14 protein-coding genes are annotated in these 18,121 nt (G+C 45.8%); 5 read left to right on the top strand and 9 right to left on the bottom strand.

Annotated features, from left to right (window positions below):
- Positions 1 to 8: 8 nt before the first annotated feature.
- On the bottom strand, positions 9 to 1,169 hold the full coding sequence (locus BK126_RS24970; RefSeq protein WP_076315216.1) for a UxaA family hydrolase: 1,161 nt from the start codon (positions 1,167 to 1,169) through the stop codon (positions 9 to 11).
- A complete protein-coding gene (locus BK126_RS24965; protein WP_305954057.1) occupies positions 1,166 to 1,501 on the bottom strand; it encodes a UxaA family hydrolase in 336 nt (111 codons plus the stop codon). Before BK126_RS24965 ends, BK126_RS24970 begins: the two co-directional genes overlap by 4 nt.
- A gap of 381 nt (positions 1,502 to 1,882) precedes the next feature.
- On the opposite strand from BK126_RS24965, the gene BK126_RS24960 reads away from it, so the two are divergent.
- A complete protein-coding gene (locus tag BK126_RS24960; protein ID WP_076315215.1) occupies positions 1,883 to 3,055 on the top strand; it encodes a cation:proton antiporter in 1,173 nt (390 codons plus the stop codon).
- Between the two features lie 89 nt (positions 3,056 to 3,144).
- Here the strand turns inward: BK126_RS24960 and BK126_RS24955 are convergent, their stop codons facing one another.
- The 3 genes from BK126_RS24955 to BK126_RS24945 all read right to left on the bottom strand — a co-directional run bounded on the left by BK126_RS24955 (position 3,145) and on the right by BK126_RS24945 (position 5,635).
- Positions 3,145 to 3,621, bottom strand: coding sequence for a GNAT family N-acetyltransferase (locus BK126_RS24955; protein WP_076315214.1), 477 nt, complete (start codon positions 3,619 to 3,621; stop codon positions 3,145 to 3,147).
- Between the two features lie 108 nt (positions 3,622 to 3,729).
- Positions 3,730 to 4,686, bottom strand: coding sequence for a DMT family transporter (locus BK126_RS24950; RefSeq protein WP_076315213.1), 957 nt, complete (start codon positions 4,684 to 4,686; stop codon positions 3,730 to 3,732).
- A 19-nt stretch (positions 4,687 to 4,705) separates the two neighbouring features.
- Positions 4,706 to 5,635 (bottom strand): helix-turn-helix domain-containing protein, encoded by a 930-nt coding sequence (locus BK126_RS24945; protein ID WP_083656190.1) that lies wholly within the window; start codon positions 5,633 to 5,635, stop codon positions 4,706 to 4,708.
- Between the two features lie 59 nt (positions 5,636 to 5,694).
- On the opposite strand from BK126_RS24945, the gene BK126_RS24940 reads away from it, so the two are divergent.
- The gene (locus BK126_RS24940) at positions 5,695 to 7,230 is read left to right on the top strand and encodes a sulfatase family protein (RefSeq protein WP_076315212.1); all 1,536 of its coding nucleotides are present in this window, start codon (positions 5,695 to 5,697) and stop codon (positions 7,228 to 7,230) included.
- Between the two features lie 385 nt (positions 7,231 to 7,615).
- On the top strand, positions 7,616 to 8,722 hold the full coding sequence (locus BK126_RS24935) for a PdaC/SigV domain-containing protein (RefSeq protein ID WP_076315211.1): 1,107 nt from the start codon (positions 7,616 to 7,618) through the stop codon (positions 8,720 to 8,722).
- Between the two features lie 138 nt (positions 8,723 to 8,860).
- On the opposite strand, the gene BK126_RS24930 is transcribed toward BK126_RS24935, so the two are convergent.
- Together BK126_RS24930 and BK126_RS24925 are read right to left on the bottom strand one after the other, a co-directional pair.
- Complete coding sequence (locus tag BK126_RS24930) at positions 8,861 to 10,633, bottom strand: ABC transporter ATP-binding protein (RefSeq protein WP_076315210.1); 1,773 nt, start codon at positions 10,631 to 10,633, stop codon at positions 8,861 to 8,863.
- Complete coding sequence (locus BK126_RS24925) at positions 10,630 to 12,375, bottom strand: ABC transporter ATP-binding protein (RefSeq protein ID WP_076315209.1); 1,746 nt, start codon at positions 12,373 to 12,375, stop codon at positions 10,630 to 10,632. The genes BK126_RS24930 and BK126_RS24925 overlap by 4 nt, the downstream gene beginning before the upstream one ends.
- A gap of 303 nt (positions 12,376 to 12,678) precedes the next feature.
- Here BK126_RS24925 and BK126_RS24920 point away from each other — a divergent pair, with 303 nt between their 5' ends.
- The gene (locus BK126_RS24920) at positions 12,679 to 14,802 is read left to right on the top strand and encodes a serine hydrolase domain-containing protein (protein WP_076315208.1); all 2,124 of its coding nucleotides are present in this window, start codon (positions 12,679 to 12,681) and stop codon (positions 14,800 to 14,802) included.
- Positions 14,803 to 14,885: 83 nt separating this feature from the next.
- Here BK126_RS24920 and BK126_RS24915 read toward each other — a convergent pair whose 3' ends face one another.
- A complete protein-coding gene (locus BK126_RS24915) occupies positions 14,886 to 15,767 on the bottom strand; it encodes an NAD-dependent epimerase/dehydratase family protein (RefSeq protein ID WP_076315207.1) in 882 nt (293 codons plus the stop codon).
- Between the two features lie 139 nt (positions 15,768 to 15,906).
- On the opposite strand from BK126_RS24915, the gene BK126_RS24910 reads away from it, so the two are divergent.
- Positions 15,907 to 17,076 (top strand): S8 family peptidase, encoded by a 1,170-nt coding sequence (locus BK126_RS24910; protein ID WP_083656188.1) that lies wholly within the window; start codon positions 15,907 to 15,909, stop codon positions 17,074 to 17,076.
- A gap of 26 nt (positions 17,077 to 17,102) precedes the next feature.
- On the opposite strand, the gene BK126_RS24905 is transcribed toward BK126_RS24910, so the two are convergent.
- Positions 17,103 to 18,077 carry an aldo/keto reductase family protein gene (locus BK126_RS24905; RefSeq protein ID WP_076315205.1) on the bottom strand — a complete coding sequence of 325 codons (975 nt, stop codon included), beginning with the start codon at positions 18,075 to 18,077 and terminating at the stop codon, positions 17,103 to 17,105.
- Positions 18,078 to 18,121: the final 44 nt, after the last annotated feature.

Genomic DNA, 18,121 nt, shown 5'->3' with positions numbered 1-18,121 from the left:
CTTCCTCCTTATAAACTAGGTCCAATGCGATTAATGCTGAATTCCTGGTGGCCGAGTATTTCTGCCTTTGTCAGCTTACCGTTCGCTACTTCAACAATCTCCTCCCAGATGGCTTCCCCAGCTTGTTCTAAGCTGAGTTCCCCGGACAGCATTCCGCTTACATCAACATCCATATTGTCGCTCATCTGGTCATACATCCGCTTATTCCCTGTAATCTTAATGACAGGAAGCACAGCTGCACCTGTCGGGGTGCCTCTTCCGGTCGTAAAGCAGACGATATGTGCACCGCCGGCTGCCATTCCTGATACACATTCAATATCGTTTCCAGGTGAATCCATAAAATATAAACCGCTTTCAGGAATCGCTTCTGCATATTCTATAATTCCATTAATAGGTGCAGTACCGCATTTACTGATACATCCAAGTGACTTCTCTTCGATGGTGGACAGACCGCCCGCAATATTTCCTGGACTGGGATTGCCGCCGCGCATATCTGCGCCCATACGTTCGACTTCTTTTTCAAATCGATCAACGATTTCAAACATCCTGCGCTTCATCTCTGGTGAAGTACACCGTTCAGCAAGCACATGCTCCGCTCCTATGATCTCTGTTGTTTCACCGATTACGACGCCTCCACCTTGGCCAATAAGCATGTCACTGGCCGCACCCAATGCAGGATTAGAAGCCAGGCCGGATGTTGCATCTGAACCTCCACATTTTACACCCACCTTCAGCTTGCTTATCGGAACAGACACCTTGGGCATGGCATCCAGCTGTGTCTTCATTTTTCGAGCAATTTCGATTCCGTGTGTTATCGCTTTGACAGATCCTCCTACAGATTGGATATCAAACATTTCAACCGGCTTGCCTGTTTTCCTGATTTCCTCTGCCAGTGCAGCGGGGTCCACAACCTCACAGCCCAGACTGATAATGATGACGCCACCCACATTCGGATTCTTCCCTGTCCCCGCCAGCATGTTAAAGGTACGCTCCTTATCTGCTCCGATCTGCGAACAGCCGTGCTGATGAGGAATTGCAACGGTATCCGGCACCATCTGCATAATACGATTACTGACTTGGTTAGAGCATATTACGGTGGGGATGATTAACAAATGATTGCGAATTCCAATATCGCCATTGGGACGCAGATAAGCTTGAATCGTATTCATACTATCCCTTCCCTTCCTGCTTGATCACCGCGTCCTCGTAATCCTTCAATATTGTGAATATGCACATGCTGCCCTGCTTCGATCGCGATACTAGCCTGGCCTATAACTTCCCCGTACTTCTTTATCTTCGTGCCTTCGGGTATTTGACTCAGCGCCACTTTATGACCGAACGGGATGTCATTCAGAACGGTTAATTGAAAACGGTTACCATTAAAAACAAAAGAGATGTCCTCTCCGGCTTGCAAGTCCTTGAGCGCTGTTGCCACATGATCATCTGCATGCATTTGAATAACATCAGCACCGATATGCACATCTTCTCTTATGATACTCACCGCCTTATCATACTGGAATCCACGCTATCATAAACCTTAAATTAACAAGGTTGGTTGGTACTGTCAATAGTTCGAATTGCTCTTCATATAACTGAACCTACTCGATGTTGAAAGTAGATAAATAAAATAACGGCTGCATATTCACAAAATGAATTCGAACTGTTATAATAAAAATTATAGTTGAATCATTTTCTTAACTCATGATTCAGTTGTTAAAATCAAATATGTTGTTCACGGGAGGAGCCTGCCACACAAGGCCCCTCTCTGTTTATTTTTAAGGCGTGTTTACGGGGATATTGCGTAAATGCGCCTTTTTAGTTGAGAGTGGATATTTCTCCCGATGATGTAACAACATAAATGTGGAAACGAAAGGAGAAAGATATGGAATTTATTCTACACCTAGTCCTCATCCTCATCTTCACTAAACTGGCAGGTCATTTGTCCCTCAAGCTGGGGCAGCCTTCCGTTCTTGGAGAATTGATTGCCGGTGTAATTCTTGGTCCGGCTGTACTTGGATGGATACATCAAACCTCATTTATTCATGAATTCTCAGAAATTGGTGTCCTGATCCTCATGTTCATTGCAGGACTGGAAACGGATTTGGAGGAGCTCCGAAAGAACTGGAAGGCTGCTCTTGCTGTAGCGGTTGGCGGTATCATTCTGCCATTCGTGGGCGGATACAGCTCTGCTTTGGCTTTTGGGATTGAGCAAAGTCATGCATTATTCCTTGGACTTCTGCTCTGTGCAACATCCGTGAGTATTTCCGTTCAAACGCTGAAGGAAATGAACAAACTGAATTCACGCGAGGGTACAACCATACTTGGTGCTGCCGTAGTGGATGATATTCTTGTCGTTGTCCTGCTTGCCGTGATGATGAGTCTGCTGGGAACAGGAGAATCCGTAAGTATTGGTTCTCTTATTGGTAAGAAGGTATTGTTCTTCGTTGTCATCATCGCAGCAGCAATCTGGGTTGTTCCGCTCATCATGAAGTGGCTCAGCAAGCTTAGAGTGTCGGAGACCGTAATCTCCAGTGGTGTCATCATCGCACTTGCCTTTTCTTATTTTGCCGAGTGGATGGGCGTTGCAGGTATCATCGGCGCATTTGCAGCAGGGATTGCCATTTCTCAAACACCATACAAGCACACGGTGGAGCACAAGCTTGAGCCGATCGCATACAGCTTGTTTGTTCCGGTATTCTTTGTAAGTATTGGTCTTAATGTGAATTTCGAAGGCGTTGGCTCTCAGATCGGGTTCATCATCGTCCTAAGTGTGACGGCCATTCTCACGAAGCTCCTCGGTGGAGCACTGGGTGCCAAGCTGACAGGATTCAATATGCATTCCTCCTTCTCCATCGGTACAGGAATGATATCCCGGGGCGAAGTTGCTTTGATTATCGCCGGAACTGGCCTTGCTTCAGGCCTATTGGATCCGCAGTATTACACTTCGGTCATAATCATGGTTATTGTAACAACTCTCGTTACTCCCCCGCTTCTCAAAATCATGTTCGCGGATAAACATGCGAAGAAGCGGAGTCAAGCAAGTTCACAGAAATAAAATGGTGAATACATCAAAAAAAAACAGGCACGACATTTCTGAAAAATGTCTGCCTGTTTTTTGATGGACGAGACTCGAGCCACCAATCTTTAATCCAGCTCCATCTCATATCTAATAGATTTGGTGCTCATTCCATTGGATTCCAGGAAAGCTTCAGCACGCTCATTATCCGCTAGTATATCGATCTCAACAGCATCTGCCTTTCTCTCTTTACCCAGCTTAATGATAAATTCCATTAAAGATTGACCCACGCCTGCTCCTCGAATCTCCTCGCGGACACAGAAATCACGAATGAACAATACCTTTCTCTGCTTGTATATCTTGTGTGCATTTACTTGCTCTTCATCCACGATGGCATAACCTGCAATTACATTGTTCGTGGCTTCAGCAACAATCACCTCTGATTGAGGGGCACCAAGGAATCCACGGACTTCTTCCTCCGTATAATTGTCAGCAAGCTCATACAGATCAGGTCTTCTGTCGGCGATGACTTCATCGTAGTCTTTTCTTAATTGAATAATAGATGGGATATCCCCTTCAACTGCATTACGAATTCGTAGATCCAATCAAATCTCTCCTGTCATAATAGGCTCGAAGCTAGATATCTATATTATTACCCATTTGTGCTATAAACGATCTCCATACTTGAATGAATCCATTTCGCATCGAAAGATTTATCCTTTTGCTTCTTGATAGTCTATTCGAGAAACATAGCTATGCAGCACCATACCAATCACAACGATTAGCATCCCCACCCATGAAATGGATGAAGGAATCGCAATGGACAATAACAGCACTTCACCTGCAAGCGCGAATAGCACTTCCATGGACTGCGTTGCCTCCACTGCCGCTAATTTCTGCATATTTCCTCTTACCATATCGGTCGCTTTGAAAAATAGTACAGTTGCAATGACTCCGGAACATAGAGCCACAAGCAGCGACTGCATACTCTGATCCAGACTTGGCAGGCCCTCCGTAGCTAGACCATACACAGACAGCAGAATCCAGAATGGCAGGCTGGCAAGTGTCATGCCCAGCACTCTTTGGTAAGCGTCCAACCTTCCTTCGCACAGCTCCATCATTTTACGGTTACCCAGCGGATAGGCAAAAGAAGCGATAAATACAGGAATGGCTCCTAGCAGCAAATTCTCTAGAGAAAAGCTCTTTGCATGCTCAATTTGCATCAGCACTATACCTAGCAAGATAAGGATCGACATCAGAAGTCCCTTCATAGGAATTCGACCTTTGATCTGAAGGTGGCCTGAGGAAGTATGTATGGTTTCAGTAAATAGAGGGGCAAGAAGCATGCCGGCAATGATCGTAAACTGCCACGTCCCTGCAACCAGCCATCCCGGAGAATAGGCGGCCGCAAAGCATAGTGGAGCATAAAACAAGCCAAAGCCTACACAGCTCCACAAGAGCCAGGTTCTCGGCTGTTTTTTCATCTCGACTATTAGTGTTCTGAAATTTCTTCTGAACATAACGATCGCAGTTAGAAAAGGAATCATAAATATGTAGCGGAGTGAGGCGCTCCAGATCCAGCTGCCGCCGGACAACTCCATCGATGCGTTTAATACAAAAGTAAATGCAAAAAAGAAGGCCGCGAATATTCCTAACAATATCGGTTTCAATGAATTCACCTCAGGTGGTCTAAGAATTAGCTGTATGCAGATTACGATAATCAGTTGGAGGCATGCGACAATGGTTCTTGAAAGCTCGGGTGAATGAATACAGACTCGTATAACCAACGCTATATGCGATTTCTGTAACGGTTGCGGTGGATTGACTGAGCAGATCCTTCGCTTTATCCATCCTTACCCGGGCGATGTACTCCGCAGGTGATACTCCGATGGCGCTCCTGAATTCGGTTGAGAAATAAGTGCGGTTCAGCCCCGCTAGCCGTGCGACCTGCTGTACAGTAATCCCCTCCGTGGCATGCAGGCGGATGTAGTCCAAGCTCTTAGAGACCCAGGATAGTACACGGTGCTCCGGCTGTCGTTCACTCGAGCTCATCAACTGACCCAGCAAACTATAGAAGCGTCCTCTGAGATCCAATCTGACAGCTTCATTTGCTGTGTCCTTCTGTCTCAGCACGTTCATCAATCCGGAGATATGTTCTTCGATCATAGGGCTGCATCGATTCAAGAGATAAGGCTCATGACGTGACAATCCAAGCAGCGTTAGAATTTCCTCCATCCCAGGACCATCCATTGCCATCCAGATAAGCCTAAGCGATTCCTTGTCTTGATTCTTGTAGTACAAATAAGTGATGCCTGGATACATACAAAATAAATCTCCCGGTCCAAGCAGTCGCTGTTGCCCGTCATATTCAAAAAAGATATGGCCTTCCTGCACAAAATGAATACTGTAGCATTCGATTCTTCTCGGTCCCACTCGATAGCTGGGCTTAGCGATATTTCTCCCCATTCTTACAAGCCAAGCCTGGTCTCTCTTGTCGAATTCAGACGGCGAATCATATAGGAATTCAGCATATTCATGCTCATACTCTTGAAAAAAGGTTGGAACCACTGTACACACATCAACACCCCATACAGACAAAATGTTAAATACATCATACATTAAGTTATTTCCTCTGTGCTGATCTTTTTCTATAATTTTCGTATAAAGGAGGCTGTAGAATGAAGAAACCTAACATATTGTTAATTACAAGCGATCAGCAGCACTGGGATACGATCGGCGCTTTCAATAATGAGCTGCATACCCCTAACCTTGATCGGTTAGTAAAAGAAGGGACGACTTTTAATAGAGCTTATTGTCCTAACCCGACTTGCACGCCTAGCCGTGCCTCCATCATTACGGGCATGTATCCAAGTCAGCATGGAGCCTGGACACTCGGCACCAAACTACTGGAGGATCGGCATACGGTGGGTGAGGATTTCAAGGCGGCCGGCTATCAAACTGCGCTGATTGGGAAAGCGCACTTCCAGCCATTAGTATCCACAGAGACTTACCCTTCCATGGAAGCACATCCTGTGTTGCATGATTTTGATTATTGGAGGGAATTCAATGGTCCTTTCTATGGATTTGACCATGTAGAGCTGGCACGTAACCATACGAATGAGGGGCATGTCGGTCAGCACTATGCTCTATGGATGGAAGAGAAAGGCCTACATAACTGGAGAGATTACTTCCTACCTGAGATCGGGACTATGGATCGCACCCGAACCTATAATTGGCCTATTCCGGAAAAATATCATTACAATACTTGGATCGCTGAACGGACCAATGCACTGCTTGAAGATTTCAAAGCGAACGACGACAGCTTCTTCTTGTGGTCCAGCTTCTTTGATCCTCATCCGGAGTATTTGGCCCCTGAGCCTTGGGATTCGATGTATGATCCAGACCAATTGACCATTCCCACGATAGTCGAAGGTGAGCATGACAAGAATCCGCCCCATTTTGGCAAAACACAAGAGGAAAATCCCGACTTCTCCTACTTGTCGGAAACCGGTCAGGGAATACACGGATATCGCTCACATCATTACTATGAATACGGCAAGCGTGCGAGACTTACAGATTACGATAAGAAGAAGCTTGTAGGCGTTTACTACGGAATGATCAGTCTGATGGACAAATATATTGGCAAAATACTCGATAAGCTTGATGAGCTCGGACTTGCCGACAACACGATTGTCGTCTTTACAACGGATCATGGACATTTCTTCGGCCAGCATGGCTTACAGGCAAAAGGCGGGTTTCATTATGAGGATTTGATTAAGCTGCCTTTCATTGTACGTTACCCGGGTCATGTTCCAGCCGATCAGCAAAGCAATGCCATCCAATCATTGGTTGACCTTGCCCCTACCTTCCTGTCATTCTGCGATCTGCCCATTCCACATGCGATGACTGGTGTTGATCAGAAGAAGGTGTGGCTGGGTGAGAGCACTTGTGCTCGTGATCATGCGATATGTGAGTTCCGGCATGAGCCCACAACGATTCACCAGAAGACTTACGTGGATGCTAGGTACAAGATTACGATATATTACAATCAAACCTATGGTGAAATCTTTGACCTTCAGGAAGATCCGCAGGAGCTGAACAATTTATGGGATGACCCTGAACGGAAAGATCTCAAGACAGAGCTGCTCTTAAAGTATGCATGGGCTGAGTTGGGCAAAGAGTCCATGCCGATGCCAAGAATTACAGGAGCATAAAATATGAGTAACTAGCCGCATGAACAAATTATGGTTTGTGCGGTCTTTTTCTTACAAAAAAATGTAGAGTTGTCATCTGATTGCGAACTGCACCTCGCACATCAACATACTGTTTGATGAAATGTGGTTACTTACGAAGCTCTCCATAACGGCTTAATCCCCCCCATTCTCCTGTTTTCAACAACAATACTGTAACCCTCACTGTAAACATTTCCCCTCATTTCCTCCCTATAATAAATCTTGTCTTACAGCAGTATTGCTAACAAGAAGTCAATTGACTCCAGTGACTCGTGTCAATATAAGAGTTTTCTCTTATAAGAAAAAGGAATTTTTGGGTAATACATAATAAGAAGAGCGAACAGCTTAGATTAGGGAGGAAATAATAATGAATAAGAAAAGTATGAAATGGTCCGCAGCTATTTTGTCCGCAGGTCTATTGGTAGGTAACGCGAGCTTCTTAAGTGGGCAGTCCGAAGCAGTCGTTGCTGCCGCAACTTCAGTCAAAGCTTCTGACGTGGTAATGAAATATAATGGCAAGACTCTTTCTGCTTCAGGCAAGCTGGTAAATGGAAACACGATGATTCCCATCTCGGTGTTAAGAGATGATCTAGGGCTTAAATTAAGTTATCAAGCTGGCAAAGATGGTTTTAAAACCTACACTGTCGGAAGCGGAGTCACTCAAATGAAATTGGAAGTGTCCGAATATGGCATCAACACCTATATCAATGAACGTTATATTGGTAATAACAGTATCCAGTATGAAGCCAAAAATATAAATGGGAAGCTCTATGTTCCTTTTCGAGTGTTGAAGGATTATTTAGGTTTCCAGGGATCTTATAATGCATCAGCCAAAATATTAACGCTGAAAAAGCAGCAGCAAAACAAGGTGAACATCTCTTCGGAAACGATCTCAGACAGTAATAACAATGCAACCATTGACATCCGCTATCCTCAAGTAAGTGGTCTGGTAAATAAAGAAGCGCAGGAAGCAATGAACAAAACGTTTAAAGATAAAGCGGAAGCTTTCGCAGCAGAAGCGAAGAAAAAAGCAAACGATCGGGATGCTGAATATGAACGTCCTTATGAATTTCATGGTACCTTCCTCGTCACCTTTAACCGTGAGGGCGTGCTCAGCATATCCACTGACCTGTATGAATATGTTGGTGGTGCTCATGGAATGACTTACCGTGAAGGCTTTACTTTCTCCATCAAAGATGGTAAGCAGTTGACAATGGACGATCTGCTCCATTCATCAGATGCTGCCAAGAAGAAGCTGGATCAAATGCTGAAGAAGAAGACAACCGCAGACAAGTATAACTTTGGATTTAATGGTTTGAAGGAAGATCCGGATTTCTATGTATCCGAGAGTGGATTAACGGTCTTCTTCCAAATTTATGAGATTGCATCCTATGCTGATGGATTCCCAACCTATACCTTTAATTTTGCAGATCTACTGCCTAAAGGAACGGATCCATTTGCGGCTGCAAAATAAGAATAAGGAACTTCTAAATGCGTTCAAGTTGAAACCATATACGGATATGAAAAAACACCTTTGGAGCCTCCAAAGGTGTTTTGGTACATCATTCCGAATTTACATCCTAACACGCAGGTCATTGTGAGATGATGATCGCTAGGATACTTTTACTGGAGTCTGTTCTCCTTGCCATAGCAGCTGCATCTCTTCACAGCTCTCTAATAGTTCATGAAGGCTGCCTTCTGCCTCAATTCGTCCATCCTTCATTACAATAATATGGTCTGCCTTGGATAAGGCTGCTCTTCGGTGAGAGACGGCGATGCAGGTCACATCCTCTTCCTTGAACAGTCCATCCCACACCTGCTGCTCGGTTTCAACATCTAGTGCGCTCGATAGATCATCGAATATATACAGATCTGAGTCAGTCATCAGCATGCGCGCCGTAGCGGCCCGCTGTATTTGTCCACCGGACAGCATCACGCCTCTTGGTCCAACAAGCGTATCGAGTCCTTTTTCCAGGTCCCCTACATCTTTATTCATTACAGCCAGATTCATCGCACGCTCGAGGGACTCTTCCACACGGCTAAGCTTACCCTGAACTATATTCTCCTTCAAGGTATCACTGAACAAGCGTGGCACTTGCGGTGTATAAGCCGCTCTTGGCGGTGTTAAGAACTGTGCCGGATCGATCTCAGTTCCATTCCACTGAATGGATCCTGCCTGCTTAGGAAGCAATCCCAGCATAGCCCGAACCAAGGTCGATTTACCTGAACCGATTCTTCCCGTAATAACAAGGAACTGTCCACGCTTCAGCTGCAGATTTACATCCTTGATCCCGTGATTCGAATTCGGATATTGATAGGTGAGATTACGGACGGTGACCTCTCTCAGTTTCTCCTTATCATCTCTGCTTATGACGGGCAGTTCGGGAGGATCTTCATACAGATATATTTCACGATGATCGATAATCCGGTCCTCTTCACCGGGGCGGAACAGCATACGCATTCGGTCAAAGGACACCTTAAGACGCTTGTGCTGGAACACCATATAACCGAATAATGAGATACTAAATCCAATGCTTGTTAAATAAGTGGTAAATAGAGCGAAATCTCCAACGGTAAAACTACCATTTCTCATTTCAGCTGCACACATCAGAAGGATAAGTCCCGTACAAATACTTAGAATATGCTGATTCAACGATCTCATCCATTGCTTAAACAAGTTATCCTTGAGCGCAGCCTGACGGCGGTCTTCGTTCAGCTTCATAAATCGAGCATGAACGTGATCTTCTGCCTGACCCAGCTTCAGTGCTTGAACGGCGCCGAAGGTCTCCGCGATAAAGCTTGTAATTCGTCCGGTGGCCTCCTGATTCTGCTGCCCATATCTGCGCGCCCGATTGCCAGAGAGGTTGTTCAGCAGTGTAACGATGATTAACGGCAATACAGCAACTAAGGTAATCTTCCAGTTAATGCTTGCCATGATGGAGACTGAAACGACAGCGAATACGAACATTCCCCAGAAATCGACCCAGGATTCCACATATTCAACGACCTCATTCACATCATCACGGAAACGACTCATCGCTTCTCCAGGCGAAGCAGGCAGATTCCGTCCCGGCCAGCGCATAATGCCTGCCAGCATATTCGTCCGCAGAATCGCTTGAATATGAAAAATATAGGTTACCCATTCATAGAAGGCGATGAGCATGGTTCCTACTCTCGTAATTCTGACAGCTACCATGACGAGCAGCGGCACAGCAAGCCACAAATAATCGTTGGTATTCGCGGCAGCTGCCCGATCGAAGAACCACTGCATCGCAAGCCCGATAACTAGCGGGAGGGAATGGAACATACACCATAAGAGACCATTGATAATAAATAAAAATGGCTTGAATCGAAACAGCTTATTAATAAATCCTGTTACGGTCATGCCAGCTCCTCCTCTCTGCCTGTAACGAGCAATCTTGCATAGTGGGAGGCTGGATTTCTCGCGAGCTGATCACGTTCTCCAAACTCCAATATTTTGCCATCACCCAGCACCATAATTTTGTCTACTTGATTCAGTGTAGCAAGCCGGTGAGCAATCATAATGCCGGTGCATTCCTTCATCATCTGATCAACAGCCGACTGAAGCATCGCTTCCGTTGCCGCATCCAGCCTCGAAGATGGTTCATCGAGGATGACCAGGCTCGGTTTCGTAAGAAACACTCGGGTTAAGGCAAACAATTGAGCTTCACCGGCGGATAAAGAGGTACCTCCCGTGCTCAGATGTGTATCAAGTCCGTTAGGCTGAGCTTCAATCCATCTGCTTAGACCGAGCTGCTCTGTTTTGCGCAAAATGTCATCATCCGAAATATCTTGATTGAACAGGGTCAAGTTCTCACGAAGTGTCCCATCAAACAGCTGTACATCCTGAGTAACCATCCCTATGCGTTTATACAGCACAGGCAGAGACAGCTTGGTAACATCTACACCACCTACTCGTATAACACCGCTGTTGATATTGTATAACCTAAGCAGAGTTCGGCTAAGGCTGGATTTGCCGCTGCCCGTCCGGCCTATAATACCTAACAGTTCTCCAGGCTTCAGCTCGAAATGAATATCGGTGAGAATTGGTTTATCCTCGTTATAACTGAAGTGGACATGCTCAAATTCGAGACTCAATGGTCCTTCCGGAAGCTCAGCTTCTTCACCTTCTCTAATTTCACTGCGTAAGGATAAAAGTTCTCTTGAACGCAGCATTCCGGATTTTGCTTTTTGAAATTCCTGTATTTGATCACCCAAAATTTCAATAGGTTCGTTCAGCATCTGAGTATATTGATAGATTAGGTACAATGTACCGAGTGTAATGGCTCCGGTCATATAATAATGCACGCCGATCAGCAGCACCGCGGTTACCGCAAGCGCAAACAGGATAACCGTTGTATTCCACGGAATAACCCGAAGCATCCAGGCTCTTCTTCCCTTAATAAATACGGAGCGCATCAGCCGATGAAATCGATTCATGACATATGGTACGTGACCATTAGCCTGAACATCTTCAATTCCAGCAATTCGCTCTTCAATTAAACCGAATAGAGAAGCGCTGGCCTCCCTTTCTTCCTTTGAGGATCGCACTCCAAGATTACGGATCACAACCATGAATAAGATCGAAATCAGCGTAAATGCCGTCATGACGAGTGCAATAGGTACGTTGATCGTGAACATGAAACCCAAGATCCCAGCGAGCAATACGAAGCTGCCGACGACTTGAACGATAAACATCGCAAAAAAATTGGAAATGGCCGTGACATCGCCATCGACCCGTTCAATCATCTCACCTGGCGTTCTCACATTATGGAACTTCATATCAAGCCGAAGACAGTGCTTCAGCAGATCACCACGCAGCTGATTGGTTGAACGCCAGGATACATCATTACCGAAATAGCTGACGGCTACCGTTATTAGTTGATTAACGACGGCTACAACCAGGTATATTCCTGCCAGCTGAAATAAAGTTCCGAGCAGTCCTCCGCCTGCAGCCGTGTCGATAAACCGCTGCACAATTTGCGGATTCAATAGCTGAAGGCCAGTTGATGTCAGTAACATAACCAGCAGCAAAAGCAGCCGTCCTTTGACTGGCTTCAGATACCTTAGCAGCCATGTCATCGATAATTTTTCTTTCTTGGGCACAGTGCCCACCCCCATCTAAATACAAATATGTATCTCTTTTTTTCATTTGACCTTAGGTCATTTGCTGATAAATCATAATAAGTCTACACGAAACGAACATCCATTCCTAGGTAAAAAATAATTATAATCCCAATCTGAATTGAATAAGGGTGCAATGATTGTCATGCCTGCAAAACGACCTTTCGCTCCTGCAAATCATTAATATATTTCTATAAATCTCCCCTTCTTCTAACATCGCTCTGTTATAATAAATAGGATTCCTAATCTTTCCAAGGGATCAAAATTCAGATAAGGAGTGATTTCATGGTATCCAAGTTCACCTTGCACAAGCATGTAAAATCACTGTCCAGCGTATTTCTCGCTTCAGTGCTTGTACTAGGGTCTATTGCCCCAGCGGCCCTGGCCGAAGAGCAAACCGCTGCGACAATGCAAGCTCAGCAGGTTAAAGTGCTTAATCCAGAGACAGCTTCCGTATTCCTGGATAAGTTCTTTAATTCACCTGAGGCAATGGCACAATATGTGGGAGCCTCCGTGGCTATTGTGAAAGACGGTGAAGTCGTTGCACAAGAAGGCTATGGATATTCTGACCTTGCAGCACAAACACAGGTCGATCCGGAAGAAACGGCTTTTCGAGTAGCCTCTGTATCCAAGACATTCAACGCGGTGGCTGCGATGCAGCTGGTTGAACAAGGAAAAATCGACTTGAAAGCTGACATCAAGCAATACATAAAGGGTCTTGAATTCGATAACCCTTATGACAAACCGGTAACGATTGAGCATTTGCTGACACATACGACAGGGTTTGAGATCCGGGATCCACAGCAGGAAGATATTCACACGGATTTTGATAAAAACGTTTCCATTGAGGATTATGTTCGAGAGCATATGCCTCCCGTTGTTCGTGAACCGGGGAGCTCTTATATGTATGATAACTTTGCCTCTCTCTTATTAGGACTTGTCGTTCAAGAAGTGAGCGGTCAACCGTATGAGGAGTATATGCAGGATCATATTTTTGAACCGCTGGGAATGAAGAACAGCAGCTTCCTGCTGACGGACAAGTTCAAGGAACAGCTCGCAACGGGTTACGATGCAGCAAAGAATCCCATTGATCTATACGCGATATCTCCGAATCCCATGCCTCATGGTGGAATGCTGACGACCGCTGAAGATATCAGCCAATTTATGATCGCCTTCCTAAACGGTGGAACGAACGGTGAGAACCGAATACTGACCGAGTCTACCGTAAATAGTATGGAAATTTATCGTTCGGCAATTCATCCTCTTATGCCGGACACAACCTATGGGTTTGAAGCCGCTTTTCAGCTCCCTGGAGCCGGAAGCAGCTCTAAGATTATTACGAAGGCAGGAGATCTAACGGGATTCAGTTCTTATCTCTTCCTTATTCCGGACCAAAATACAGGTGTCTTCCTTACTTATAATCAGACGGGTGCTCTACGAAATTTGTTCTATCCTGCTTTTATTAATGAATTTTTCCCTCAGTATGCAGAGGCAGTCGAATTTGACGACTATGAGCCCCAATCCGCAGATGAGCTTCAGCGTTATGCCGGATTGTACGCAGACCTGCGTTTAAGCACCATCGTCAGCTCTGTTTCAGGAGCAGAGGAGCAGGCAGGCAAGTTGGCCATTCAGGATGCATTCCTTGGGCCTCGTGTCCTTACACAGGTAGAGGAGAATCTGTTTGTCGATGAGATCAGCGGCCAGTTTACCGCATTTAAAGAACACGAAGATGGCAGCGTCTATTTGAAAGAGCCCTATCTGAATCCAATGGGTTACGAACGCAAAGGTGTAGCACCAGCAGGGTTTAGCGATGTAAGTCCAAGCAGTCCCTATGCTGAAGCATTATACGCTCTTCAGTCTTTAGGCTATTATCCAAATGACGCAAGTACGTCGGTCAACCCGAAGCATATCGTCACACGAGCTGAATTTGTCAAGGAGATCCTGAAGGTCAGCAACATTCCTGCCAGTAAGACAGCACCTGCAGAAGGAACCGATTGGGCACAGCATCCTTCCGCTGGCTATATCCAATCCGCTCTGGAAATAGGGATGCTGAGTGAAGCAGAGCAATTTAAACCGAATCAAGCCATCACACGTCAGGAAGCAGCTGTCATGCTGTGGAGAATCTATAAACTACAGTATCCTGACGAACTCTTTACTGGAGTTAAGCTATCAGGCAACACGAGCGATTGGGCTGTTCCTGCGGTCAAAATGATGATCGGGCTTGGTATTTATGGACCCGAAGTAGACATTCATTCGGATGGTTCTGCCGACTTTCAGTCCAGAAAACCGCTGAATGTACAAGAAAATGCAGCTATTATTTATAAACTATTAACACAACCAACAGATCAAATTGCAGCAGCCCTGGCTTCGGAACAAGCTCAAGCAGCAACGTCCTCCGGGGACGAATAAGTCGAGAAATTTAAGAAAGAACACTTCGGCTGCTAAAAATGCAGCCTGAAGTGTTCTTTTTGTTAGCATCTTAACTCTAGGAATTAATCAAGGGCAAGCTGATCTATCAGCTTAGGAAGCCACTCATTCAGATTATCAAATTCAAAGCCGGCTTCGGCCGCTTTATTCGTGTTCATAAACCAGGAGTCTTCCACTCCAAAAGGTGAAGCTGAATCCTCCCCCACTTCCTTCGTCAGCTGCGCCTTCTTACCTGTCTTCGATTCGATAAGGTCCATCAACTCCCCGAGAGAAATGGTATGCTGTGATGCCGCGTTTACAGGGCCGGTAATGTTGGAGGCTCCTGCCCATGCCAGAAAGCGTGCGGCTTCCTCTGAATGAATAAATCCCATTCGGGCGTTCAAATTAGGCATTCCAATCGGTCTGCCTTCTCTAACACGTTCCACATGAAAATGTAGACGTTTCGTATAATCATCGGTTCCGAGTACGATTGGAATGCGTACGCATACGACCGGAAAAGAGGCTTGCTGCATAAATACAGCTTCAGCCTGACGTTTACCCTCCTGATATGTAAAACGGTCGTGTCTGCCATGCTGAATCCCATACGTCGAAGGATCAAAATCCTCTTCCTCCAAAGCATCCTTAACCCCTGCATCGTAAACGGACAAACTGGATGTAAAAACGTACTTCTTCGTCCTGCCATCAAATAGCTTCACCGCATCCATGGCTGCATCTGGAGAGTAACAAATATTATCATACACGATATCCCATTCTTCTTTTTCAGCGGCTGCTCGCAGCTGCTCATCTACCTCGCGATCGACGATGAGATGTCTTACTTCTTCTCCAAAAGGAAGAGGTGTGTTTCCGCGTGTCGCTACCGTAATTTCAGATTTTCCTTCTTGCAGCAGGTACTGCACAAGTCTTTTTCCAAAAAAACGCGTTCCGCCAAGGATCAGAACCTTCTTCATTCGTTCTTCCCTCCATTTCCTCTCATTTAACAGTAAGGTATACAAGACAACAATTAACTACCGCGAAGTCCAAGCCTTCAATCTCGCCCCACATATGATATTCCAAGTCTATCATTGATTTCATAGAGGAGGAATGGTTATGTGGCTGGCTTTAGGATTATCAGTGGCCGCAGTGATTGTGCTCTCGATCATCACATTACGATATTGGGACAAACGGGCAGACAGTAAATTCCACCCTCATGCGCCAAACGAGCTGATTATCAAGTTTGTTGAGGGCACATCACAGGATGACATGAAGGCTCTGCACCAAAAAGCAAAATGTACCGTTATCGATTCATATGAGGATCTAGGATTCTATCGAATTACTTCTAAACGAAAAATGCGTAAAATGCTTAACATATATCGTAAGCACGAGCTGATTGAATCAGCCGAACCCAATCATGTGTACAAGGCCGTATACACTCCGAATGACCCCTTCTATCCTGGCTATCAATATGCTCCACAAAAAGTGCTGGCTCCTGCTGCATGGGACCTCACCCAGAGCTCTGCTGCCATAAGAATAGCGGTGGTAGATACCGGTGTACAGCCGGACCATCCTGAGCTGGCTGGAAAATTACTTCCGGGTTATGACTACGTGGATTGGGATCCTAACACCAGCGATGGGAATGGACACGGCACGCATGTCGCCGGAATAGCTGCCGCTGCAACCAACAATGGAGTCGGCATTGCCGGCATGGCTCCCTTCGCCTCCATCATCCCCATTCGCTCTTTGGATAACAGCGGGAATGGGTTATTGTCCAGTGTCGCTAATGGCATTGTCTATGCCGCGAACAATGGAGCACATGTCGTGAACTTAAGCCTTGGATCACCAGCTAACGATTCGTTTCTTCAAGCGGCTGTGCAGTATGCCTGGGATCGTGGCGCTGTTGTTATTGCAGCAGCAGGTAACGATAATACAACAACACCAATGTATCCGGCCTATCTCCCCGGTGTCGTCGCAGTGGCATCAACGAATGCATCGGATGTGAAGTCGGCCTTTTCCAATTACGGTGCATGGGTCGATGTTGCAGCACCAGGTGACCAAATCTTGTCCACGTATCTTGGCAGCAGCTACGCTTATTTAAGCGGTACTTCAATGGCTGCGCCTCTCGTATCAGGTCTTGCAGCTTTGCTTGCAGCTCAGGGCAGATCGAACGTCAATGTAAGAGACTGTATTGTATTTACTTGCGACCCGATCGCAGGTACAGGCACTTACTGGGCGCATGGCCGCATAAATGCATTACGTGCAGTACAGCAGCCTGTCTCTTAAATCAAATGGACCGATCCCAGTAGAGTCTATCTCATCGGTGCAAAATCTTTGACTTGAGCTAATATTTGATCAATTCTCGCCAGCGTTGTAGAATCCAGCTCAATATCTACGGATTTCGCATTCTCCACAATTTGTTCGGGTCTGCTGGCACCTATCAATGCAGAGCTGATTCCCGGCAGGCGAAGTGTCCATGCAAGTGCGAGCTGAGACAGCTTCACTCCAAGTTCATTCGCTAGTCCATCGAGCTGGTACACCACTTCAAGCACGTCGTCACGCAGGTAACTGCGGATCACTCCATTCACGGCTTCATTAGCTGCTCGTGTACCTGCTGGCGGTTTCGCTCCTGGCTTGTATTTACCTGTGAGGATACCCTGGGCAAGCGGTGAGAATACGATCTGACCCATTCCTGCTTGCTCGGACACACTCAGCACCTCTTCTTCTATGTAACGTTCGAACATATTATATATCGGTTGATTGGCAATGAGGGGACGGAGATTCAGTTGTTTCGAGATGACTGCAGCCTCTGTAATCTGAGCAGGACTCCACTCGCTAATTGCAGCGTATAGGATTTTGCCTTGTGCCGTTAGATCATCCAGTGCACGCAGAGTCTCTTCCGTAGGCGTTTCATCATCATACCGATGGCAAAAATAGATGTCGATATAGTCTGTTCCCAGGCGCGTAAGACTCGCCTCACATTGCTCCATGATTGCTTTTCTGGACAAGCCTCTATCGTTAGGTCCCTCTCCCATCGGGAAGAACACCTTCGTGCTCAGCACATAGTCCGAGCGTTTATAGGATCTTAGAGCTGCTCCTAACGCCTTTTCTCCCTCACCCCGATTGTACGCATTAGCCGTATCAAAAAAATTGATTCCGCATTCAAAGGCCTTATCAATACAAGCATCAGCTGCCTGCTGTTCTGCCGCTGTACCATAGGTTAACCAGCTGCCCAGACCAATCTCACTAACCTTGATTCCGCTTGATCCTACTCTTCTGTATTTCATGGACTCTCGCTTCCTCTCTGCATATGATTTTATTTTCTAATAGA

It is taken from the genome of Paenibacillus sp. FSL H7-0326 (assembly GCF_001955535.1).
In the GTDB taxonomy this organism is placed as follows: domain Bacteria; phylum Bacillota; class Bacilli; order Paenibacillales; family Paenibacillaceae; genus Paenibacillus; species Paenibacillus shunpengii.
This window is presented reverse-complemented; position numbering and strand designations above follow the sequence as displayed.